General features: G+C 62.8%; 21 protein-coding genes and 1 tRNA gene. 12 read left to right on the top strand and 10 right to left on the bottom strand.

Annotated features, from left to right (window positions below):
- Nucleotides 1-36: 36 nt before the first annotated feature.
- Both AADZ90_RS16695 and AADZ90_RS16690 read left to right on the top strand, forming a co-directional pair.
- Nucleotides 37-113 (top strand) — tRNA-Pro (locus AADZ90_RS16695).
- A 94-nt stretch (nt 114-207) separates the two neighbouring features.
- Nucleotides 208-1,278 carry a 2'-deoxycytidine 5'-triphosphate deaminase gene (locus AADZ90_RS16690; protein ID WP_367312638.1) on the top strand — a complete coding sequence of 357 codons (1,071 nt, stop codon included), beginning with the start codon at nt 208-210 and terminating at the stop codon, nt 1,276-1,278.
- Between the two features lie 6 nt (nt 1,279-1,284).
- On the opposite strand, the gene AADZ90_RS16685 is transcribed toward AADZ90_RS16690, so the two are convergent.
- The 7 genes from AADZ90_RS16685 to AADZ90_RS16655 form a co-directional block, all read right to left on the bottom strand.
- Nucleotides 1,285-1,470, bottom strand: coding sequence for a hypothetical protein (locus tag AADZ90_RS16685; protein WP_367312639.1), 186 nt, complete (start codon nt 1,468-1,470; stop codon nt 1,285-1,287).
- A 73-nt stretch (nt 1,471-1,543) separates the two neighbouring features.
- Nucleotides 1,544-2,200 carry an SMC-Scp complex subunit ScpB gene (gene scpB, locus AADZ90_RS16680; protein ID WP_367312640.1) on the bottom strand — a complete coding sequence of 219 codons (657 nt, stop codon included), beginning with the start codon at nt 2,198-2,200 and terminating at the stop codon, nt 1,544-1,546.
- The gene (locus AADZ90_RS16675) at nt 2,193-2,981 is read right to left on the bottom strand and encodes a segregation and condensation protein A (RefSeq protein WP_367312641.1); all 789 of its coding nucleotides are present in this window, start codon (nt 2,979-2,981) and stop codon (nt 2,193-2,195) included. Before AADZ90_RS16675 ends, scpB begins: the two co-directional genes overlap by 8 nt.
- A 3-nt stretch (nt 2,982-2,984) precedes the next feature.
- A complete protein-coding gene (locus tag AADZ90_RS16670; RefSeq protein WP_367312642.1) occupies nt 2,985-3,980 on the bottom strand; it encodes a glycoside hydrolase family 3 N-terminal domain-containing protein in 996 nt (331 codons plus the stop codon).
- A 1-nt stretch (nt 3,981) separates the two neighbouring features.
- Complete coding sequence (locus AADZ90_RS16665; RefSeq protein ID WP_367312643.1) at nt 3,982-4,977, bottom strand: SPOR domain-containing protein; 996 nt, start codon at nt 4,975-4,977, stop codon at nt 3,982-3,984.
- A gap of 72 nt (nt 4,978-5,049) precedes the next feature.
- Complete coding sequence (gene argS / locus AADZ90_RS16660; RefSeq protein ID WP_367312644.1) at nt 5,050-6,783, bottom strand: arginine--tRNA ligase; 1,734 nt, start codon at nt 6,781-6,783, stop codon at nt 5,050-5,052.
- Nucleotides 6,784-6,823: 40 nt separating this feature from the next.
- Nucleotides 6,824-7,960 (bottom strand): deoxyguanosinetriphosphate triphosphohydrolase, encoded by a 1,137-nt coding sequence (locus AADZ90_RS16655; protein WP_367312645.1) that lies wholly within the window; start codon nt 7,958-7,960, stop codon nt 6,824-6,826.
- A 76-nt stretch (nt 7,961-8,036) separates the two neighbouring features.
- Here AADZ90_RS16655 and AADZ90_RS16650 point away from each other — a divergent pair, with 76 nt between their 5' ends.
- The 4 genes from AADZ90_RS16650 to AADZ90_RS16635 all read left to right on the top strand — a co-directional run bounded on the left by AADZ90_RS16650 (nt 8,037) and on the right by AADZ90_RS16635 (nt 10,210).
- The gene (locus AADZ90_RS16650; RefSeq protein ID WP_367312661.1) at nt 8,037-8,360 is read left to right on the top strand and encodes a HesB/IscA family protein; all 324 of its coding nucleotides are present in this window, start codon (nt 8,037-8,039) and stop codon (nt 8,358-8,360) included.
- A gap of 39 nt (nt 8,361-8,399) precedes the next feature.
- Nucleotides 8,400-8,789 (top strand): SpoIIAA family protein, encoded by a 390-nt coding sequence (locus AADZ90_RS16645; protein WP_367312646.1) that lies wholly within the window; start codon nt 8,400-8,402, stop codon nt 8,787-8,789.
- 42 nt (nt 8,790-8,831) lie between these two features.
- Nucleotides 8,832-9,611, top strand: a complete 780-nt coding sequence (gene xth / locus AADZ90_RS16640; protein ID WP_367312647.1) for an exodeoxyribonuclease III — start codon at nt 8,832-8,834, stop codon at nt 9,609-9,611.
- 80 nt (nt 9,612-9,691) lie between these two features.
- On the top strand, nt 9,692-10,210 hold the full coding sequence (locus tag AADZ90_RS16635; RefSeq protein WP_367312648.1) for a hypothetical protein: 519 nt from the start codon (nt 9,692-9,694) through the stop codon (nt 10,208-10,210).
- Nucleotides 10,211-10,258: 48 nt separating this feature from the next.
- Here the strand turns inward: AADZ90_RS16635 and dksA are convergent, their stop codons facing one another.
- Nucleotides 10,259-10,681 (bottom strand): RNA polymerase-binding protein DksA, encoded by a 423-nt coding sequence (dksA, locus tag AADZ90_RS16630; protein ID WP_367312649.1) that lies wholly within the window; start codon nt 10,679-10,681, stop codon nt 10,259-10,261.
- A gap of 193 nt (nt 10,682-10,874) precedes the next feature.
- Between dksA and AADZ90_RS16625 the strand changes: the two genes are divergently transcribed.
- Nucleotides 10,875-11,714 (top strand): AAA family ATPase, encoded by an 840-nt coding sequence (locus AADZ90_RS16625; RefSeq protein WP_367312650.1) that lies wholly within the window; start codon nt 10,875-10,877, stop codon nt 11,712-11,714.
- Here AADZ90_RS16625 and AADZ90_RS16620 read toward each other — a convergent pair.
- Complete coding sequence (locus AADZ90_RS16620; protein WP_367312651.1) at nt 11,711-12,061, bottom strand: hypothetical protein; 351 nt, start codon at nt 12,059-12,061, stop codon at nt 11,711-11,713. The genes AADZ90_RS16625 and AADZ90_RS16620 overlap by 4 nt on opposite strands.
- Nucleotides 12,062-12,380: 319 nt before the next feature.
- Here AADZ90_RS16620 and AADZ90_RS16615 point away from each other — a divergent pair, with 319 nt between their 5' ends.
- The 4 genes from AADZ90_RS16615 to AADZ90_RS16600 are packed head-to-tail and all read left to right on the top strand — an operon-like array spanning nt 12,381 to nt 15,558.
- Nucleotides 12,381-12,830 (top strand): GNAT family N-acetyltransferase, encoded by a 450-nt coding sequence (locus AADZ90_RS16615; RefSeq protein WP_367312652.1) that lies wholly within the window; start codon nt 12,381-12,383, stop codon nt 12,828-12,830.
- The gene (locus AADZ90_RS16610; protein ID WP_367312653.1) at nt 12,827-14,194 is read left to right on the top strand and encodes a DUF2927 domain-containing protein; all 1,368 of its coding nucleotides are present in this window, start codon (nt 12,827-12,829) and stop codon (nt 14,192-14,194) included. The genes AADZ90_RS16615 and AADZ90_RS16610 overlap by 4 nt, the downstream gene beginning before the upstream one ends.
- Entirely contained in the window at nt 14,191-14,364 is a 174-nt protein-coding gene (locus tag AADZ90_RS16605; RefSeq protein ID WP_367312654.1) for a hypothetical protein, read from the top strand. The genes AADZ90_RS16610 and AADZ90_RS16605 overlap by 4 nt, the downstream gene beginning before the upstream one ends.
- 6 nt (nt 14,365-14,370) lie before the next feature.
- Nucleotides 14,371-15,558 (top strand): vWA domain-containing protein, encoded by a 1,188-nt coding sequence (locus tag AADZ90_RS16600; RefSeq protein ID WP_367312655.1) that lies wholly within the window; start codon nt 14,371-14,373, stop codon nt 15,556-15,558.
- A 310-nt stretch (nt 15,559-15,868) separates the two neighbouring features.
- Here AADZ90_RS16600 and AADZ90_RS16595 read toward each other — a convergent pair whose 3' ends face one another.
- Nucleotides 15,869-16,369: a DUF421 domain-containing protein gene (locus AADZ90_RS16595; RefSeq protein ID WP_367312656.1), complete on the bottom strand. Its 501-nt coding sequence runs from the start codon at nt 16,367-16,369 to the stop codon at nt 15,869-15,871.
- A gap of 83 nt (nt 16,370-16,452) precedes the next feature.
- On the opposite strand from AADZ90_RS16595, the gene AADZ90_RS16590 reads away from it, so the two are divergent.
- Nucleotides 16,453-17,136: a M48 family metallopeptidase gene (locus AADZ90_RS16590; protein WP_367312657.1), complete on the top strand. Its 684-nt coding sequence runs from the start codon at nt 16,453-16,455 to the stop codon at nt 17,134-17,136.
- Nucleotides 17,137-17,188 lie beyond the last annotated feature (52 nt).

Here is a 17,188-nt window from a genome sequence, read left to right as displayed (position 1 = left end):
GCCCCCGCCGCCGAAACCGGTAAGAAGGCCGCTAGTCGGGCTATGGCGCAGCCTGGTAGCGCGTCCGTCTGGGGGACGGAAGGTCGCAGGTTCAAGTCCTGCTAGCCCGACCAAATCACCGACTGACCTGATCCTCATGATCCCGGTATTCTTCTGCTTTCCAATGGGTTAGAAGACCGAAATCCCGGGGAGAGGAGAGTTCGATCCATGCCAGGCGTCCTGCCAGACCGCGCCATCCGGCGCCTGATCGATGCCGGCGCCATCGCCGCCGACGACACCATCCTGCCCGAACAGATCCAGCCTGCCTCCCTCGACCTGCGCCTCGGCACCACCGCCTACCGCGTCCGCGCCTCCTTCCTTGCGGGAAAAGGCAAATCCATCGCCGACCGCCTCCCGGAATTCGAGATGCACCGGATCGACCTAAGTGGCGGTGCCGTCTTGGAAAAAGGCTGTGTCTACCTCGTCCCGCTCATGGAACGACTGACCCTTCCGGAGGGCATTCAGGCCGTCGCCAACGCCAAAAGCTCGACCGGGCGCCTCGACCTTCTGACCCGGGCCATCACCGATGGCGGAGAGGAATTCGATCGCATCGCACCGGGCTATACCGGCCCGCTCTATGCCGAGATCTGCCCCCGTTCCTTCTCCGTCCTCGTCCGGCCCGGGCAGCGGCTCAATCAGGTCCGCTTCCGCGAAGGCGAGGCCGTCCTGGGTGACAAAGAACTGCGAAATCTTCATGAAGATCAGCGGCTTGTCGACACCGACCCGGTGATCGACGACGGCCTCGGCTTCTCGGTCGATCTCAGAACCAGCACCCCCGCCGGGTATCGCGCAAAGCCCCATACCGGGGTGATCGACCTCGACAAGATCGGTCACTATGACCCCGCCGAATTCTGGGAACCCGTCGCCGCAAAGGACGGTCGCATCATCCTCGATCCCGGCGCGTTCTACATCCTCGTCAGCCGTGAAGCCGTGACGATCCCACCCGGCTATGCCGCTGAAATGGCGCCATATCTTGCCATGGTCGGTGAATTCCGGGTGCATTATGCCGGGTTCTTCGACCCCGGCTTTGGTCACGGCGCGGCGGGCGGTCAAGGCTCCCGTGGCGTGCTGGAGGTGCGGTGTCACGAGGCGCCCTTCGCACTGGAACACGGCCAGATCGTCGGGCGGCTGATCTATGAGGCGATGGCGGAGGCGCCAGAGCAGCTCTACGGCTCCGGCATTGCGTCAAACTACCAGGGACAGGGCCTGAAGCTGTCAAAGCACTTCCGGAACCCGTAACGGCGGTCAGCGCATAAAGCGCCCGCCCAGACGCAGGGATCGCGCGGCCGTTTTTCCCAGCTTTTTCGTGGCCTTGCCGTGCGATCCGCCTTTGGTTTCAGACCCGCCCTTCGGCGCAGTTCTGCGCGAGATGTAGGCTGCCGCACGATTGATTCCCTGAAACACCACCCGCCGCAGCATCATGTTGATCAATCGGTTCGTGTTCATCTCTGGCCTCCCGATAGCTCTTCAGAGGTAGGGGCATGGTGCGCCATCGCAAGCCGTATCACGCCTCGTCCTCGAACATTTCCGACTGATCCTCGTCATCCTCACCCTCGGATGCCTCATCTTCGAGCGCTGTGCCCGGCGGCGGTCGATTTTCCAGCAGACCCGCGGCCCGAAGCTCCTTAAGCCCCGGCAGATCACGCGCACTTTCAAGGCCGAAATGATCCAGGAAGCTCTCGGTTACAACGAACGTCACGGGCCGCCCCGGGGTCATCCGGCGGCGGCCGAACCGGATCCACTCCAGCTCGATCAACTGGTCGATCGTGCCGCGGCTGACGCTGACACCCCGGATCTCTTCGATCTCGGCGCGGGTGACTGGCTGGTGGTAGGCAACGATGGCCAGCGTCTCAATCGCGGCGCGGGACAGCTTGCGGGTCTCAACCGTCTCCTTCTGCATGAGAAATCCAAGATCCGGCGCCGTGCGGAACGCCCAGGCATCGTCGATCTTGCTCAGCGCGACACCCCGCCCCTCATACCGCTTGCGCAGGTGCTCGAGGGCCTTCGCCGGTTCCGAGCCGTGCGGCATCCGGCCCGTCAGCTCGCGGATCGACACAGGTTCGGCGGACGCGAAAAGAATCGCCTCCACCATCCGTTCCTGCTCACCCATGGGCGGGGCTTCGAACAGGCTTTCTTCCGTATCCTGCTGATCTTCAGGCATCTTTTCTCCGGATCTGGATCGGGGCGAAGGTGTCGCCCTGGCGGATCTCGATCTTGCCTTCCTTGGCAAGTTCAAGAGATGCCGCAAATGTCGCCGCCGTGGCAGAGCGCCGCTTTGCCGGGTCGGTCTCCCACCCCTCGGGCATGTAGGACGAGATGTCGGTCCACTCGCCAGCAAAGCCGATCAGCGGCCGCATCCGGGCCAGCGCCTCCTCCATCGTCAGCACCGCGTCACGGTCCATCACGAAGGGGCGGAACTCGTCCTTGGTGCGGATCCGGGCATAGCCCTGCATCAGATCGAGAAGCGTCGCGGTGTAGGTCACCCGACGGACCCGGGCCACGTCCTCGGTGATGCCACGGGCGAAGAAGTCACGGCCCAGTTGGTCGCGCGCCATCAGCTTGGCCGCATGTTCCCGCATCGCTTGGAGCCGTTCCAGCTGGAAAGCGAGATGGGCGGCCAATTCCTCCCCCGTCGGGCCTTCCTCGGCGGGATCGGGGGGCAGCAGCAGGCGAGATTTCAGAAAGGCAAGCCAGGCGGCCATCACGAGGTAGTCGGCAGCCAGCTCGATCCGCAGGTCGCGGGCCTTTTCGATAAAGGCAAGGTACTGTTCGGCCAGCGCCAGGATACTGATCTGGCGCAAGTCGACCTTCTGCGTCCGCCCCAGCGACAAAAGCAGGTCGAGCGGCCCCTCGAAGCCGTCGACGTCCACGATCAGCGCCTCGGCGGCAAGCCGGTCGCTGACGGAAATCACGTTGCTTTCAGAGCGCTCCGGCTCGGACATGGGTCAGGCCCCTTTCAACAGGGCCTCATACTCTGCCAAAAGCGCAGGGATGTCATCCTCGATGGGCGTGAGCGTCGCGGTAACGGCACGATCCGCGCGGGCCTGTGACGCCTCAGTCATCGCGCCGCAGGTTTCGGCGACGATCTGGATCTCGTCAAACGCGCCGTTGCAATGCAGGACGAGGTCGCACCCTGCGGCAAGCGATGCCCTCGACCGCTCCGTGATGCTGCCCGAAAGCGCCTCCATCGAGATATCGTCTGTCATCAAAAGGCCATCGAACCCGATCTGTTCCCGGATCAGGCGGATGCCGTCCGGGGACTGGGTGACGGGCCGGTCGGGATCGACATCGGTGAAAAGGATATGGGCCGTCATCCCCATTGCCTCGTCCGCGAAGGGCCGGAACGGCTCGAAATCGGTCTCGGTCAGCTCGGCCAGTGGCGTGTCGACGCGCGGCAGTGCTTTGTGGCTGTCGAGGCTGGCGCGGCCATAGCCCGGCAAGTGCTTGATGACCGACCGCACGCCACCGTCGCGGCCGCCATCGATGATCGCTTGGGCGAGGGGAACGATCTCGTCGGTTTCGGCGCCGAGAAGACGGTTGGCGAGCATCGGATGGGTTTCATCGGTCAGCAGGTCGAGGCACGGCACGCAGTTCACATCGATGCCAATATCATGCAACTCCGCGGAAATCAGGCGCTGGCGCAGATACATCGCCCGCACCGATCCGGCGGTCGCACGGACCTGATCAAGCGCCGGGGGGTAGGCCCGCCAGATCGGCGGTTTCAGGCGTTGAACCCGCCCACCCTCCTGGTCGATCAGGACGGGGGCATCACGCCCGACACTTTCCCGCAGATCGGCGACCAACCGGCGTGTCTGGGCAGGAGTCTCGATATTTCGGGCAAAGAGGATGAATCCCCAAGGATCGGCCTCGCGAAAGAGCGCCTTTTCCGCCTTGGTGACAGCGCGGCCTGCGCAGCCGGTGATAAAGGCGCCCTGCCCCATCCTAGCGGGCGGTCACCGGAATGCACTCTGCCCGCTTGGCGGTCAGCGCAGCGCAGAACCGGCGCGCGTCGCTCAGATCTTCGAAGCCATGGGCCCGCAGACGATAGAACGTGCGGCCGTTGCGCTCCGTCTGTTGGACGATGCGCGCCTTCTCTACGAAATAATCATCGAAGCTGCCGGTCAGGCGCGTCCATTCGGAACGGGCGATCTCCGGGCTGTCGAACGCGCCGAGTTGGACGAGCTGCGTTCCTTCTGCGATCTCGTCCGCGGCCAGCGTCGCCTGAAACGAAGCCGCCGGGATCGGCGCCACGAGGCCAGAGCCTTCGGGGCGCAGGCGCGGACGTTCGGACCGGATCACGCCGGGAACGCTCGCCGGGATGACCTCGAACTGCGGAATATCCGCTCCAGCGACGACGGCTTCCAGAACCGCCTGAACGGCGTCGACTTCGGGCGCAGCCTCTCGGACGGGGGTTTGCGGACCGGGCGCCGCGGCCAGAACAAGTTCGGCCTCACCTTCTTGGGCTGGTGCGTCGATACGGGCCAGACCTTCCGCCGCCATGATGGCGCGTTCGTAGGCGGGCGGCTCTTCGAACAGTTCAGCCGGGATCAGGGGGGCATCATCGCCCTCGACCAGAGCCAGTTCTCCACCGGCGAGCACGGGTTCGTCTTCGTCGGTCAAATCGATCTCCTGTGGCGCCAGTACAAGCCGGTCTTCCGGCCCGCCGGCCGTTCCAACCGCGGCCACCTCGTTGACCGCAAGCCCCTGATGAACCGCCACCACGCCGCCTGGATCCTCAGGTGCGGCGCGCATGGGCCCCTCAAGCGCACGCACCACAGGGATGCCGCTCACGTCACGCACGACCAGCTTGTAGCCCCAGACGCCGATGCCCGCCATCAGCGCCAGCGACATCGCCGCCCCTGCCAGATTGACCAAACGCCCTGTGCCCGCCGCACTGGTATGCGCCGGGGAGCTGTCCTCGAACCCGTTGACTGCCATATCGCCTCGCTGCGGCAGGTATATCCCGCCGTCTCTTTTCAATACTGCCCACCCCTGCGGGCCGCGTGCGCTTTAGCGCATCTCTTCCGCAGGAGTGACGCCGAGGATACCCAGACCGGTCGCCAAAACAACCGCAACCGCCCGGGCAAGGGCGATTTTCGACCGACTTGTGGCCTCATCGCCCTCCTGCAGGAACCTGAGCGACGGATCGTCGTTGCCGCGATTCCAGAGAGAATGGAAAACACTTGCCAAATCATAGAGATAGAAGGCGATCCTGTGCGGTTCGTTCGTGCGCGCCGCGATCTCGACCAGGCGTGGCCATTCGGCAATCTTCCGCGCGACATCGAGTTGCGCATCGTGGTCCAGCACCGAAAGGTCCGCCTCGGCCAGCGCCTCGTCGCTCACATCGATCTCTGCCTTCCGCAACACTGATTTGACCCGCGCATGGGCGTACTGGACATAGAAAACCGGGTTGTCCTTCGACTGCTCGACCACCTTGTCGAAGTCGAAATCGAGCGGCGCGTCGTTCTTGCGGGTCAGCATCGTGAACCGCGTCACGTCCGGACCGACCTCGTCGACGACATCGCGCAAGGTAATGAACGTCCCTGCCCGCTTCGACATCTTGAATGGCTCGCCTTTCTTGAAGAGCCGGACAAGCTGGCAGAGCTTGATATCGACCGGGACCTTGCCGTCCGACAAGGCCGAGACCGCCGCCTTCATCCGCTTGACATAACCGCCATGGTCGGCGCCGAAGACATCGATCAACTGATCGAAGCCCCGCTCGATCTTGTCGTAGTGATAGGCGATGTCGGGGGCAAAGTAGGTCCAGGAGCCGTCGGATTTCTGGATCGGCCGGTCCACGTCGTCGCCATGGGCGGTCGAGCGGAAAAGCGTCTGCTCCCGCGGCTCCCAATCCTCGGGTACCTTGCCCTTGGGCGGCTCCAGCGTACCGCGATAGATCAGATCCTTGTCGCGCAGGCTGTCGATCGCCGCCTCGATCCGGCCCGTGCCGTAGAGCGATTTCTCGGAGAAGAAGACATCCATCTCGACGCCGATTGCCGCCAGATCCTCGCGGATCAGGTCCATCATCGCATCCGACGCAAAATCCCGCACCTCGGCCAGCCAGTACTGTTCGCCCTTGCCGACGAACTGGTCGCCAACCTTCTCCTTCAGCGCCTCGCCGACCGCGACGAGGTAGTCGCCCGGATACGTCCCGTCCGGGAACTCGACATCCTCCCCATGCGCTTCGAGGTAGCGAAGGTAGACCGACCGGGCGAGCGTATCGACCTGCGCGCCGCCATCATTGATGTAGTATTCCCGGGTGACGTCGTAGCCTGCGAAACCCAGCAAAGAGGCCAGCGCATCCCCGAACACCGCCCCCCGCGTATGACCCACATGGAGCGGCCCGGTCGGATTGGCCGAGACGTATTCGACATTGACCTTCTGCCCGGCGCCCACCGCCGACTGGCCGTAACCTGGATCAGCCAGCGCAGACCGCACCACGGCCTGCCAGACGGCGGGCGTCAGCCTCATGTTGAGGAACCCCGGCCCCGCCACCTGTGCTTCGGCGATCCGGTCATCGCCCGTCAGCCGCTCCGCTAGTACCTCAGCGATGTCGCGCGGCTTCATGCCCGCAGGCTTGGCCAGCACCATCGCTGCGTTCGTCGCCATGTCGCCGTGTCCTGCATCACGCGGCGGCTCGACGGTGACGTTGTCGTAACTCAGCCCTTCGGGCAGCTTTCCGTCGGCTGCCAGGCTTTCAAGCGTCTCGACGACAAGGGCGCGGATATCGGCAAAGATGTTCATGGGCGTGCGCTTAGCGCGGCGGCGCGGCGGATGCCAGCGCCTATCCGATCAGCCTCTGATGGGTCTCTAGCGCGAAACGGTCCGTCATCCCGGCGATGTAGTCGGCGACGATCCGAGCCAGCGCCTCCTCATCCTCCGCCTCCAGCACATCGGTGCGCCAGTCGGAGGGCAATTGAGTGGGGTCGGACATAAAAAGCGGGAAGAGGTCCTCGACCACGCGCGTGACATCTGCGCGCATCCGCTTGACGTCGGGCGCGCGGTACATGCGCTCGAACAGGAAGGCTCGGATCCCCTGGATCTCAGCCCACATACCGTCGGAGAAACGGATCACCTGCCGCCCGAGGGTGCGGATATCGTCCGCGGTTTGCGCACCAGAGGTCTCAAGCGCCGCCCGTGAGACTTTGATCACATCGCTGACCATCGCGCCGAAGACACGCCTCAGCGCTTCATGCCGCCGCCTGCGGGGCTCCAGCCCCGGATAGGTGCGGTCGACCTCCGCATAAGCCGGACCGACGATGGGCAAGCCGCAGATATCGTCGTCGGTAAAGAGGCCCGCCCGAAGGCCGTCATGCAGGTCGTGATTGTTGTAAGCGACATCATCCGACAAGGCCGCGACCTGCGCCTCCGCGCTGGCATGGGTCGCCAGTTCCAGATCGTGCCGCGTCGCATATTCCGCCAGCGCAGCGGGCAGCGGCGGTTTGACCGGACCATTGTGTTTTGCAATCCCTTCAAGGGTTTCCCAGGTGAGATTCAACCCGTCAAACTCCGCGTAGTGCCGCTCCAGCGCGGTCACGATCCGGATCGCCTGCGCGTTATGGTCGAACCCGCCATAGGGCGCCATCAAGGCGTGCAGCGCGTCCTCACCCGTGTGGCCAAACGGGGTGTGACCAAGATCATGGGCCAGAGCCACCGCCTCGGTCAGTTCCTCGTTCAATCCCAAGGCGCCGGAAATCGTTCGCGCCACCTGAGCCACCTCGATCGAATGGGTCAAGCGGGTGCGGAAGTAGTCCCCCTCATGCTCTACGAAGACCTGCGTCTTGTGCTTGAGCCGCCGGAAGGCGCTCGAATGGATGATCCGGTCGCGATCCCGTTGAAAGCACGACCGAAAGCTGCTTTCGGGTTCGGGATAGAGCCGCCCCCGGCTCACGCTCGGATCGCAGGCATAGGGGGCTGGCATGGCGCGCCTCGTCTTGTGGGCCACTTCGGCTCCTCCTATATTGCAGCTCAGAGGAAATCCCAAGGTCCGACCCATGCTGACCCTGCCCCCGAAAGTGACCGATCGCGCCTTCGAACGCCTGTCCGAAATCGGCGCGTCCGCCGAAGGCAAGGCCTTGCGCGTTGCCGTGGAAGGCGGTGGATGCTCGGGCTTTCAATATGAGATCACGCTCGACGCACCGAAGGAGGATGATCTGATCCTTGAAGGCGCGGGCGAGAAGGTCGTGATCGACAGCGTCTCGCTGCCATTCCTTCAGGATGCTCAGATCGACTTCGCCGACGAACTGATTGGTGCTCGTTTCGTCATCGAAAATCCCAACGCCACCTCAAGCTGCGGCTGCGGAACCAGCTTTTCAATGTAAGATCTGGCCAGCCCTGCCCTTCTGGCGGTATGCTGACATATGTTCGAACTGAGAGACGTCGAAGACAACATTCTGACAGTTGATATCTCGGGCCGGGTCGAGACCGAAGAGATGGCTGGAGCGCTCGATGCGTTTATCGCCAAGGCTGAGACGCTAGAGGATGCCGGCCTTCTCCTGAGATATATCGACGTCGAAATGCCAAGCATGGGGGCCCTTGCCGCGGAACTGAACCGGGTGGTGCCTCTGCTCGGAACCCTCGACAACTTTGCCCGCATCGCTGTCGTTGCAAATCAGGACTGGCTTCTTGCGGCGGCACGCATCGAAGAGGCGATCGTTCCTGGCATCGACATGCGGGTGTTCTCGGCCGAAGAAGAGGATGACGCCCGCGCCTATCTGCGCCGCGATCCGTTCGAGAACATGCCAGTATGATCGCTGCTTGCGCCAGGCTTTCTGCTCGGGCAGGTAAAGGTGATGAAGATCGCGACATTCAACATCAACGGTGTGAAGGCTCGCCTGCCCGCTGTCCTTGACTGGCTGGATGAGAGCGCGCCGGACGTCGCCCTGCTACAGGAAATCAAGTCGGTCGACGAAGCGTTCCCCCGTGAGCCGTTCGAAGATCGCGGCTACAACGTCGAAACCCACGGGCAGAAAGGGTTCAACGGCGTCGCGATCCTCTCCAAGCTCCCGCTCGAAGATGTCGCGCGCGGTCTGCCAGGTGACGACAGCGACGAGCAGGCGCGCTGGATCGAGGCCACGGTCGTCGGCGAGGCGGCGATCCGCCTCTGCGGCCTCTATCTGCCCAACGGTAATCCATCGCCGGGGCCGAAATACGATTACAAGCTCGCCTGGATGGAACGTCTCCTCACCCGCGCGCAGGATCTCCTGTCTGATGAGACCCCGGCGCTGATGGCGGGTGACTACAATATCATCCCGCAGGCAGAGGATGCCGCACGTCCCGATGCCTGGCGCGATGACGCGCTCTTCCGGCTCGAAAGCCGAAACGCTTATCGTCGCATTGTGAACCTCGGTTTCACCGAGGCGATCCGCGCCCGCCATCCGCAGCCGGGCCTTTATTCGTTCTGGGATTATCAAGCGAATGCGTTCGATCGGAACGACGGGATCCGCATCGACCATGTGCTGATGACACCCCAATGTGCCGATTTGATGCGGGACTGTGGGATCGAGGCCGAAGTGCGCGCGAAAGAGAAACCGTCGGACCATGTGCCCGTCTGGGTCGACCTGGCGGCCTGACTTGCGTTAGTATCGGGTCAAGGAACTTCTGGCGCCACCGCACCGTTACCCGGATGTTGTCAGAGGAAGGAGACCCGATCATGCGCCTTGCCGCCATCGCTTTTGCCGGTATCGCTTCACTGGGAGGGCCGGCTGCCGCCACGCTTTGCTCCACGAATGCGACGGGCGCCGGGTGTGAGGTTGCGCAAAGCGCTTTGATCGATACTTCTGCCTCGATCGCTGCCGTTCCTGAGATTGATTTCGGCACGGGCTGCGCAACCCGCGCTGCCGGGGCTGCGTGTATGATGGCCCCGCGGACCCTTCAGCCCGTCGCATCAGAGCGTTTCGTCATCGATGAAGAAGAGGAAATGGCCTGCCTCACCAGCAGAACGGGCGCTGGTTGCGTGACTGTACCGGTCTCTAGCCGAAAGCCGCCGCTTGAAAACGGTCTCGTTCTGGAACGCGGCAAACATAACCTGCTGATGAACGTCGATTACTACGGGCTAGAGCCTGTGCGCGACGGTTGGGTCTACATGGAAATCGATGAAGAGATATACCGCGTCGATTGGTCGACCCATGCCATTGTCGGCCACGTCGGACACCGCCGCTCTCTCTTCTAAGCGACGGCATCTCCAAATCGAAAAGGGCGCCCGGAGGCGCCCTTTTGTTTAATCGTCGCGATGAACCTTTTCGCGCCGCTCATGACGCTCCTGGGCTTCCAGGCTCAGCGTCGCGATTGGACGCGCATCCAGCCGCTTAAGTGAAATCGGCTCTCCGGTCATGTCGCAATAGCCGTATTCGCCTTCCTCGATCCGGCGCAGGGCCGCATCGATCTTGGCAACCAACTTGCGCTGGCGATCCCGGGTCCGCAACTCGAGCGCGCGGTCGGTTTCTTCACTCGCACGGTCGGCGACGTCGGGAATGTTGCGTGTGCTCTCCTGCAATCCGCTGATCGTATCCCGGCTGTCTGACAGAAGTTCCGCCTTCCAATTCAGCAGCTTTCGGCGGAAGTATTCGAGCTGTCGCTCGTTCATGAACGGCTCGCTCTCGGCCGGACGATAGTCGTCCGGCAGAAACACCTCAGCTTTCATTCTCGATCCCTTGGCTGATGCGACGTCCGATCTTCTTGCAGTGTCAGACATTCGCTCCCCTTCCGAAACTGGCGCCCGTTTAGTCCCATTTCCAGGGCGTGTCACGCCCCCAAATCCTTAACGCTCGCGGGGAGTTGAAGCAGTGCCGCGCTCTGCTAGGGTGCCGCGAAAAGCTGCCCACCCGGAGCCTTCGATGACCTTCCGCTCAACTGATAAATATATTGCTACCGAGGACCTCTCCGTTGCTGTCAACGCTGCGGTGATGCTCGAACGTCCACTTCTCGTCAAAGGCGAGCCCGGCACTGGCAAGACCGAGCTTGCCCGGCAGGTCGCCGAGTCCCTGGGCCTTCCGATGATCGAGTGGCACATCAAGTCGACAACCAAGGCACAACAGGGCCTTTACGAATACGATGCCGTCAGCCGCCTGCGCGACAGCCAGCTTGGCGACCCGCGCGTGGAAGACGTGGCGAACTACATCAAACGCGGCAAGCTCTGGCAGGCCTTCGAGGCGGACACCAAGACCGTCTTGCTGATCGACGAGATCGACAAGGCTGATATCGAGTTCCCGAATGACCTCCTGCAGGAGCTCGACCGGATGGAGTTCCATGTCTACGAGACCGGCGAGACTGTTGCCGCGAAACATCGCCCGATCGTCATCATCACCTCGAACAACGAGAAGGAGCTGCCCGACGCGTTCCTGCGCAGCTGCTTCTTTCATTACATTCGCTTCCCCGAGATCGAGACGCTGAAGCGTATCGTCGAGGTCCACCATCCGGGGATCAAGGAAGCGTTGCTGACGACCGCGCTTACCCAGTTCTACGAGGTCCGCGAGACACCGGGCCTCAAGAAAAAACCCTCGACCTCCGAGGTTTTGGATTGGCTGAAGCTGCTCTTAGCCGAGGATCTCACACCAGCGGACCTCAAGGGCGACGCGGCCTCTGCCCTGCCGAAGCTCCATGGCGCGCTTCTGAAGAACGAGCAGGACGTTCACCTCTTCGAACGGCTCGCCTTCCTTGCCCGTCGCGGTGGCTAGAGCCCCGCAGCCCCCCGAACAAGCCTTATCCATTCCAGGGTCCGGCGCAGCCGGTCCCGGAAGTCCGGCGGCTCGTAGGGCCGCACAGCATGGACAACGACAAGCGTCCGCTCAGCCTCCTCAGACAGGGCGAAGACGACATCGAGGAGGCCGATCCGACGCACCCGGAAAGATCCGTCCGTGATGTCCTTCCGCCCGTGTGGCGAGAAGCTAAGTGCGTTGTGAATATAGCTGCGCTCCGTCGGCGTCGCATGCAGGGCGAGATCGGCACCCGCCCGTGGCAGATACCGGATCACGACGTCCCGTCGTTCCCCTCCCGTTTCTTCGATCTTGTCCACCTTCACCATCGAGACGACTCCTCCGCAACCGGTGCGGCATGCCCTTGCCGACCGGCGACTTGCAGGATGTTCTCTGCGAAAAGCTCACCTCCCCCGGGCGAGCGACCCAACCTAAAGTAGATCTAATTGACCTCTCATCCCGTCACATTTCCGAAATATCGTTTCGGCGGCGTGAACTCTTTGGGCGGGCTTCTGCCCGCTGATTCGTTTGCGCAACGATTTCGGCCGAAGCCGGAGACATCGACGGTTTTTTGCTCGCCAATCGGGACCATTCATGCGCTGATAGCTGCGCTGCCGGAAGGATGACGATTGAGGATAACTGCCTGCCATGCCGGTAGACATTCGCCCGTTGGAGGCCCGCGACCGATCTGATTGGGATCGGCTCTGGGGCGCCTATCTCGCGTTTTATGAGACGAGCTTGCCGTCGGAGATCTACGACACGACCTTCGCGCGGCTGATCGGTGATGACCCGCAAGACTATTCCGCCCTACTCGCGACCGCCGACGGTCGGCCGGTCGGTCTGGCGCATTATGTCTTTCACCGCCATTGCTGGCAGATCGAGAATGTCTGCTATCTGCAGGATCTCTACGCTGACCCCGACTATCGTGGTCAGGGCATTGGACGTGCCTTGATCGAGGACGTCTATGCCAGGGCGGACGCAGCAGGCGCGCCATCTGTCTACTGGACGACCCAATATTTCAACGAAACGGCCCGGCGCCTTTATGATCGGGTGGCCGAGCTGACCCCCTTCATCAAGTACCAGCGGGGCGGAGTATGAAGCGATCTGCCCTTGCCATCGCACTTCTGCTGGCCTCCTGCGCGCCGGTCAGTGCGCCACCTGACCGCGCGGCCGGTGTCGGCACAACGGATCTCCCAGCGATGAAAAGCTTTGCGACCGCGCCGGCAAGCCGCCCGATCAGGTCAAATGCCGAGATCGCACAGGACTTCCTCGACCTGTCTTTCGAGATGGAAAGCGGCCGCAAGATCCCAATCTTCAACCGCTTTGAAGGGCCCGTGACCGTGCGCGTTATCGGAAATGCCCCGGCCAGTCTCGTCCCCGACCTCGACCGGCTCCTCCGACGCCTCAGGAGCGAAGCCGGGATCGACATCAGTCGCGTAAACTCCGGCGATGCCTCGATCACGATCGAGGCCGTCCCACGCGGCCGCCTCCAGCGCGCTGTGCCCAACGCCGCCTGTTTCGTCGTCCCCCGCGTGTCGAGTTGGGAGAATTTCCGCGCCGTCCGTCGCACGCCCGCCGTGGATTGGACGACCCTGACCGAGCGGACCCGCGCCGCCGTCTTCCTGCCGTCCGACACCGCCCCGCAGGATGTCCGCGACTGCCTGCATGAGGAACTCGCGCAAGCTCTCGGCCCGCTTAACGACCTCTACCGACTGCCCGACAGCGTTTTCAACGACGACAACATCCACGCTGTCCTGACCGGCTTTGATATGCTGATCCTGCGCGCGACCTACGCACCTGAACTGCGCAGCGGCATGTCGCGTGAGCAGGTTGCGGCGCGCCTGCCTGCGCTTTTGAACCGCCTCAACCCGCGCGGCGCAAACGGCGGTCGCAGCTATCAGACCGTGACAACTGACCGGTGGACCAATGCGATCGAAACGGCCCTCAAGAACGGCTCGTCCTTCGACGCCCGCCGCCGTTCCGCCGCCCGCGCTGTCGACATCGCCCGCAGCTATGGCTGGACCGGCCCACGCCGCGGCTTCTCGCTCTATGTTCTGGGGCGGCTTCAGCTCATCACTCAGCCCGGGCGCGCCATCCTGTCGTTCCGCGAATCCTTTGACGTCTACAACGGGTCGTCGCTGACCAAGCTGCACGCCGCCCATGTCGCCGTTCAACTGGCGGCCTACGCGCTCAGTTCAGGCGACGGCGCCGCCACGCTCGCCATCACGGGCGAGGCCATCCCTGCCGCCCGGGACGCCGAAAACGCCGCTCTTCTCGCTACGCTCCTGATGTTCCGCGCCGAGGCACTCGACCTGACCGGCCAGGCGGAGGAAGCCCGCGCCGTCCGTCTGGACAGCCTCGCCTGGGCGCGATACGGCTTCGGCGACGCGCGGGAGGTGCGCGCCCGCCTGCAAGAAGTGCGCGACCTGAACCCCGCGCGAGAGATCCGGACGGCCCTATGATCTTTCCCTTATCCGGCCTTTTTCTAGGCGCCCTGGCAGGCGCATTCGTTGCGCGAAAGCGTGGCGGCAAAAGGGCTGACATCGCGCAATATGCACTCGTCTATGCCATCATCTTTGGCCTCGCGGGCCTCTTCCTCTTGATCTTGGTGGACCGCGTCTTCTACGTCTGAGGCGCGATGTTTCTGCCCTTCTTCCAGACCTTGCGGGACACCGGCGTCCCTGTCTCGCTGCGCGAGCACCTGACGTTCCTCGAAGCGATGTCGAGGGGGCTGGCCACATACGACATCGACGCTTTCTACCATCTCGCCCGGACCTGCCTCGTTAAGGACGAGCGCAATATCGACAAGTTCGACCGCGCTTTTGCCACCGCTTTCGAGGGCCTTGAGCAGATTACTGTCGATCAGGTCCTGAACGCTGTCGACCTGCCGAGAGATTGGCTGGAGAAGATGGCCGAGAAACACCTCAGCGACGCCGAAAAGGCCGAGATCGAAGCCCTAGGCGGCTTCGAAAAGTTGATGGAAACCCTGCACGAGCGCCTCAAGGAACAACAGGGCCGCCACCAAGGCGGCAGCAAGTGGATCGGCACCGCCGGAACCTCGCCTTTCGGTGCCTATGGCTTCAATCCCGAAGGCGTCCGCATAGGCCAGAAGGAAAGCCGCCACCAGCGCGCTGTGAAAGTTTGGGACAAACGCGAGTTCCGCAATCTCGACGACACGGTCGAACTTGGCACCCGCAACATCAAGGTGGCGCTCAAACGCCTCCGCCGTTGGGCGCGCGACGGCGCGAATGAAGAACTCGACCTCAACGGCACGATCCGTGCCACGGCCGAACACGGCTATCTGGACGTGCAGACCCGACCGGAACGGCGCAACGCAGTGAAGGTCCTTCTCTTCCTCGATGTCGGCGGCTCCATGGATCCCCACGCCAAGGTCGCCTCAGAGCTTTTCTCCGCCGCCAAGGCTGAATTCAAACACTTCGACCACTTCTACTTTCACAACTGTCTCTACGAAGGCGTCTGGCGCGATAACCGCCGGCGCTGGAACGCCCAGACACCGACAACCGAGATCCTTCGCACCTACGGTTCCGACTATAAATGCATCTTTGTCGGCGACGCTTCCATGTCACCTTATGAGATCGCGATGCCCGGCGGTGCCAATGAATACTGGAATGAAGAGGCGGGCCGCGTCTGGCTCGAACGCGCAGTCCAGAAATGGCCCGGTTGCCTCTGGATCAATCCGCTAGAAGAGCGCCATTGGCGCTACACACCCTCCATCGGGATGATCCAGGAGATCATTGGTGCGGATCGCATGGTGCCCATGACGCTGGAGGGCCTCGATCGGGGGATGCGGCTGCTCGGCCGGTAGTAGCGCAGCAACCAGCCAACTGAAGCCCGCGCCGCACGAGTACGGATCAAGCCGCCTCAGATGTCCTCTTCCGGCAGGCTTCCCGTGCCGCAAGCCGGATCATCAACCGCTCGATCTCACGATTCTTGTCCTCCGCGGCCGGGTAGGCCTGACGGAGAACATCATCGATATCCGATAGATCTGCTGCTTCTTTCATGCCGCTTGCCTCATCATTGGCGTCGAGCCTCTGACGTCTCGATCAGCCTCTCAACCAGGGGGAAAACCCCTGGTTCCGAAGAAAATGGTTTCAATTTTAAGTGTTTCCAATCCATCACGCCTCACGCACCACATCCTCCAGAAGAACCGCATCGATCTCACCGTCCCCTCGATGAAGGACACTCACATCGCCGGTCGCTTCGAACACCACCGCCTGCACCTGGCTCAACTGGGTGACATTCGCCTCCCGCAGCTTGCCCAGAAGGTCCGCCCGGCTGATCTTGGCCGCCTGCATGTTGCCCTCTAGCATGGTCGGCCCGTCCATGATCAGCAGCGGGGCATTATCCAGCACCTCCTGGGTTCTGGAGGAGGCCACTCGAGCCCGTGCCACCACGGCCTGCACCAGAAAGAGCGCGGTCAACGCAGACAGGCCCGCCAGGATGCCTGTATCGGGCGACACGACGACGCTTGCCAGAACCGATCCCATGGCAACTGTGATCGCGAAGTCGAAGCCCGACATCTTGGAAAACGATCGCAATCCGGCCAGCCGCGTGAGGACCACAAGCGCCGCAATAATGACGACCGCATCGACGAGGGCGCTGACAGGAACGGGCATGCAGGATCCTTTCTTCCGCCAAGCCCCGGGGCGCGGCGAAAGTTCCTCTTTCCGCAGAGGCCCTGCGAACCCATATCATCCTCATGATCAAGGTTCTGCCCATTCTCCTGGCCATCGGCTACGCGGTCGTCCTCTATCATTTCTCGGCCTGGCGCACCCGGCGTGAGCTCGACGAGAAATCAACGGAGCTCGCCGATCCCGGCCTCAAGCGCCTGACCGATCGCATGGCGGCCTCTCTCGACCTGTCGCGTATCCGTGTCCACATCTACGAGATCGATCCGGTCAACGGTCTTGCCGCGCCAGACGGCCGGATCTTCATTACTCGCGGCTTTTACCGGAAGTACCGTGACGGAGAGGTCTCGGCCGAAGAGATGGCCTCAGTCATCGCCCACGAACTCGGCCACGTCGCCCTCGGCCACGCCCGGCGGCGGATGATCGATTTTTCGGGCCAGAACGCACTGCGCACCGCACTCGCGATGCTGCTCTCCCGATTTCTGCCTGGCCTTGGCGTCTGGATCGCCAACGCGCTGACCTCCCTTCTTGCAGCCCGTCTTTCCCGATCCGACGAATATGAGGCCGACGCCTACGCTACTGCCCTTCTCATGAAGTCGGGGATCGGGTCGGAGCCACAAAAGACCCTCTTCCGCAAGCTCGAGACACTGACGGGCCACCGCGGCGCCATGCCCGCCTGGCTTCTGAGCCATCCTAAGACCGCGGACCGAATCGCGGCAATCGAAGCGAACGAGGCACGGTGGCTTCCGGCCTAAAGCTGCCGTCTGACACTCGACAACCGGGCCACATCGGGGCAGCAATTGTACG

The organism is Aestuariibius violaceus, assembly GCF_040779325.2.
Classification (GTDB): domain Bacteria; phylum Pseudomonadota; class Alphaproteobacteria; order Rhodobacterales; family Rhodobacteraceae; genus Aestuariibius; species Aestuariibius violaceus.
This window is presented reverse-complemented; position numbering and strand designations above follow the sequence as displayed.

Excerpts from the sequence above, each read along its gene's own strand:
- AADZ90_RS16690 (WP_367312638.1), top strand. The coding sequence starts at position 208 with ATGCCAGGCGTCCTGCCAGACCGCGCCATCCGGCGCCTGATCGATGCC.
- scpB (WP_367312640.1), bottom strand. The coding sequence starts at position 2,200 with ATGCCTGAAGATCAGCAGGATACGGAAGAAAGCCTGTTCGAAGCCCCG.
- AADZ90_RS16675 (WP_367312641.1), bottom strand. The coding sequence starts at position 2,981 with ATGTCCGAGCCGGAGCGCTCTGAAAGCAACGTGATTTCCGTCAGCGAC.
- AADZ90_RS16670 (WP_367312642.1), bottom strand. The coding sequence starts at position 3,980 with ATGGGGCAGGGCGCCTTTATCACCGGCTGCGCAGGCCGCGCTGTCACC.
- AADZ90_RS16665 (WP_367312643.1), bottom strand. The coding sequence starts at position 4,977 with ATGGCAGTCAACGGGTTCGAGGACAGCTCCCCGGCGCATACCAGTGCG.
- argS (WP_367312644.1), bottom strand. The coding sequence starts at position 6,783 with ATGAACATCTTTGCCGATATCCGCGCCCTTGTCGTCGAGACGCTTGAA.
- AADZ90_RS16655 (WP_367312645.1), bottom strand. The coding sequence starts at position 7,960 with ATGCCAGCCCCCTATGCCTGCGATCCGAGCGTGAGCCGGGGGCGGCTC.
- AADZ90_RS16645 (WP_367312646.1), top strand. The coding sequence starts at position 8,400 with ATGTTCGAACTGAGAGACGTCGAAGACAACATTCTGACAGTTGATATC.
- xth (WP_367312647.1), top strand. The coding sequence starts at position 8,832 with ATGAAGATCGCGACATTCAACATCAACGGTGTGAAGGCTCGCCTGCCC.
- AADZ90_RS16635 (WP_367312648.1), top strand. The coding sequence starts at position 9,692 with ATGCGCCTTGCCGCCATCGCTTTTGCCGGTATCGCTTCACTGGGAGGG.
- dksA (WP_367312649.1), bottom strand. The coding sequence starts at position 10,681 with ATGAAAGCTGAGGTGTTTCTGCCGGACGACTATCGTCCGGCCGAGAGC.
- AADZ90_RS16625 (WP_367312650.1), top strand. The coding sequence starts at position 10,875 with ATGACCTTCCGCTCAACTGATAAATATATTGCTACCGAGGACCTCTCC.
- AADZ90_RS16620 (WP_367312651.1), bottom strand. The coding sequence starts at position 12,061 with ATGGTGAAGGTGGACAAGATCGAAGAAACGGGAGGGGAACGACGGGAC.
- AADZ90_RS16615 (WP_367312652.1), top strand. The coding sequence starts at position 12,381 with ATGCCGGTAGACATTCGCCCGTTGGAGGCCCGCGACCGATCTGATTGG.
- AADZ90_RS16610 (WP_367312653.1), top strand. The coding sequence starts at position 12,827 with ATGAAGCGATCTGCCCTTGCCATCGCACTTCTGCTGGCCTCCTGCGCG.
- AADZ90_RS16605 (WP_367312654.1), top strand. The coding sequence starts at position 14,191 with ATGATCTTTCCCTTATCCGGCCTTTTTCTAGGCGCCCTGGCAGGCGCA.
- AADZ90_RS16600 (WP_367312655.1), top strand. The coding sequence starts at position 14,371 with ATGTTTCTGCCCTTCTTCCAGACCTTGCGGGACACCGGCGTCCCTGTC.
- AADZ90_RS16595 (WP_367312656.1), bottom strand. The coding sequence starts at position 16,369 with ATGCCCGTTCCTGTCAGCGCCCTCGTCGATGCGGTCGTCATTATTGCG.
- AADZ90_RS16590 (WP_367312657.1), top strand. The coding sequence starts at position 16,453 with ATGATCAAGGTTCTGCCCATTCTCCTGGCCATCGGCTACGCGGTCGTC.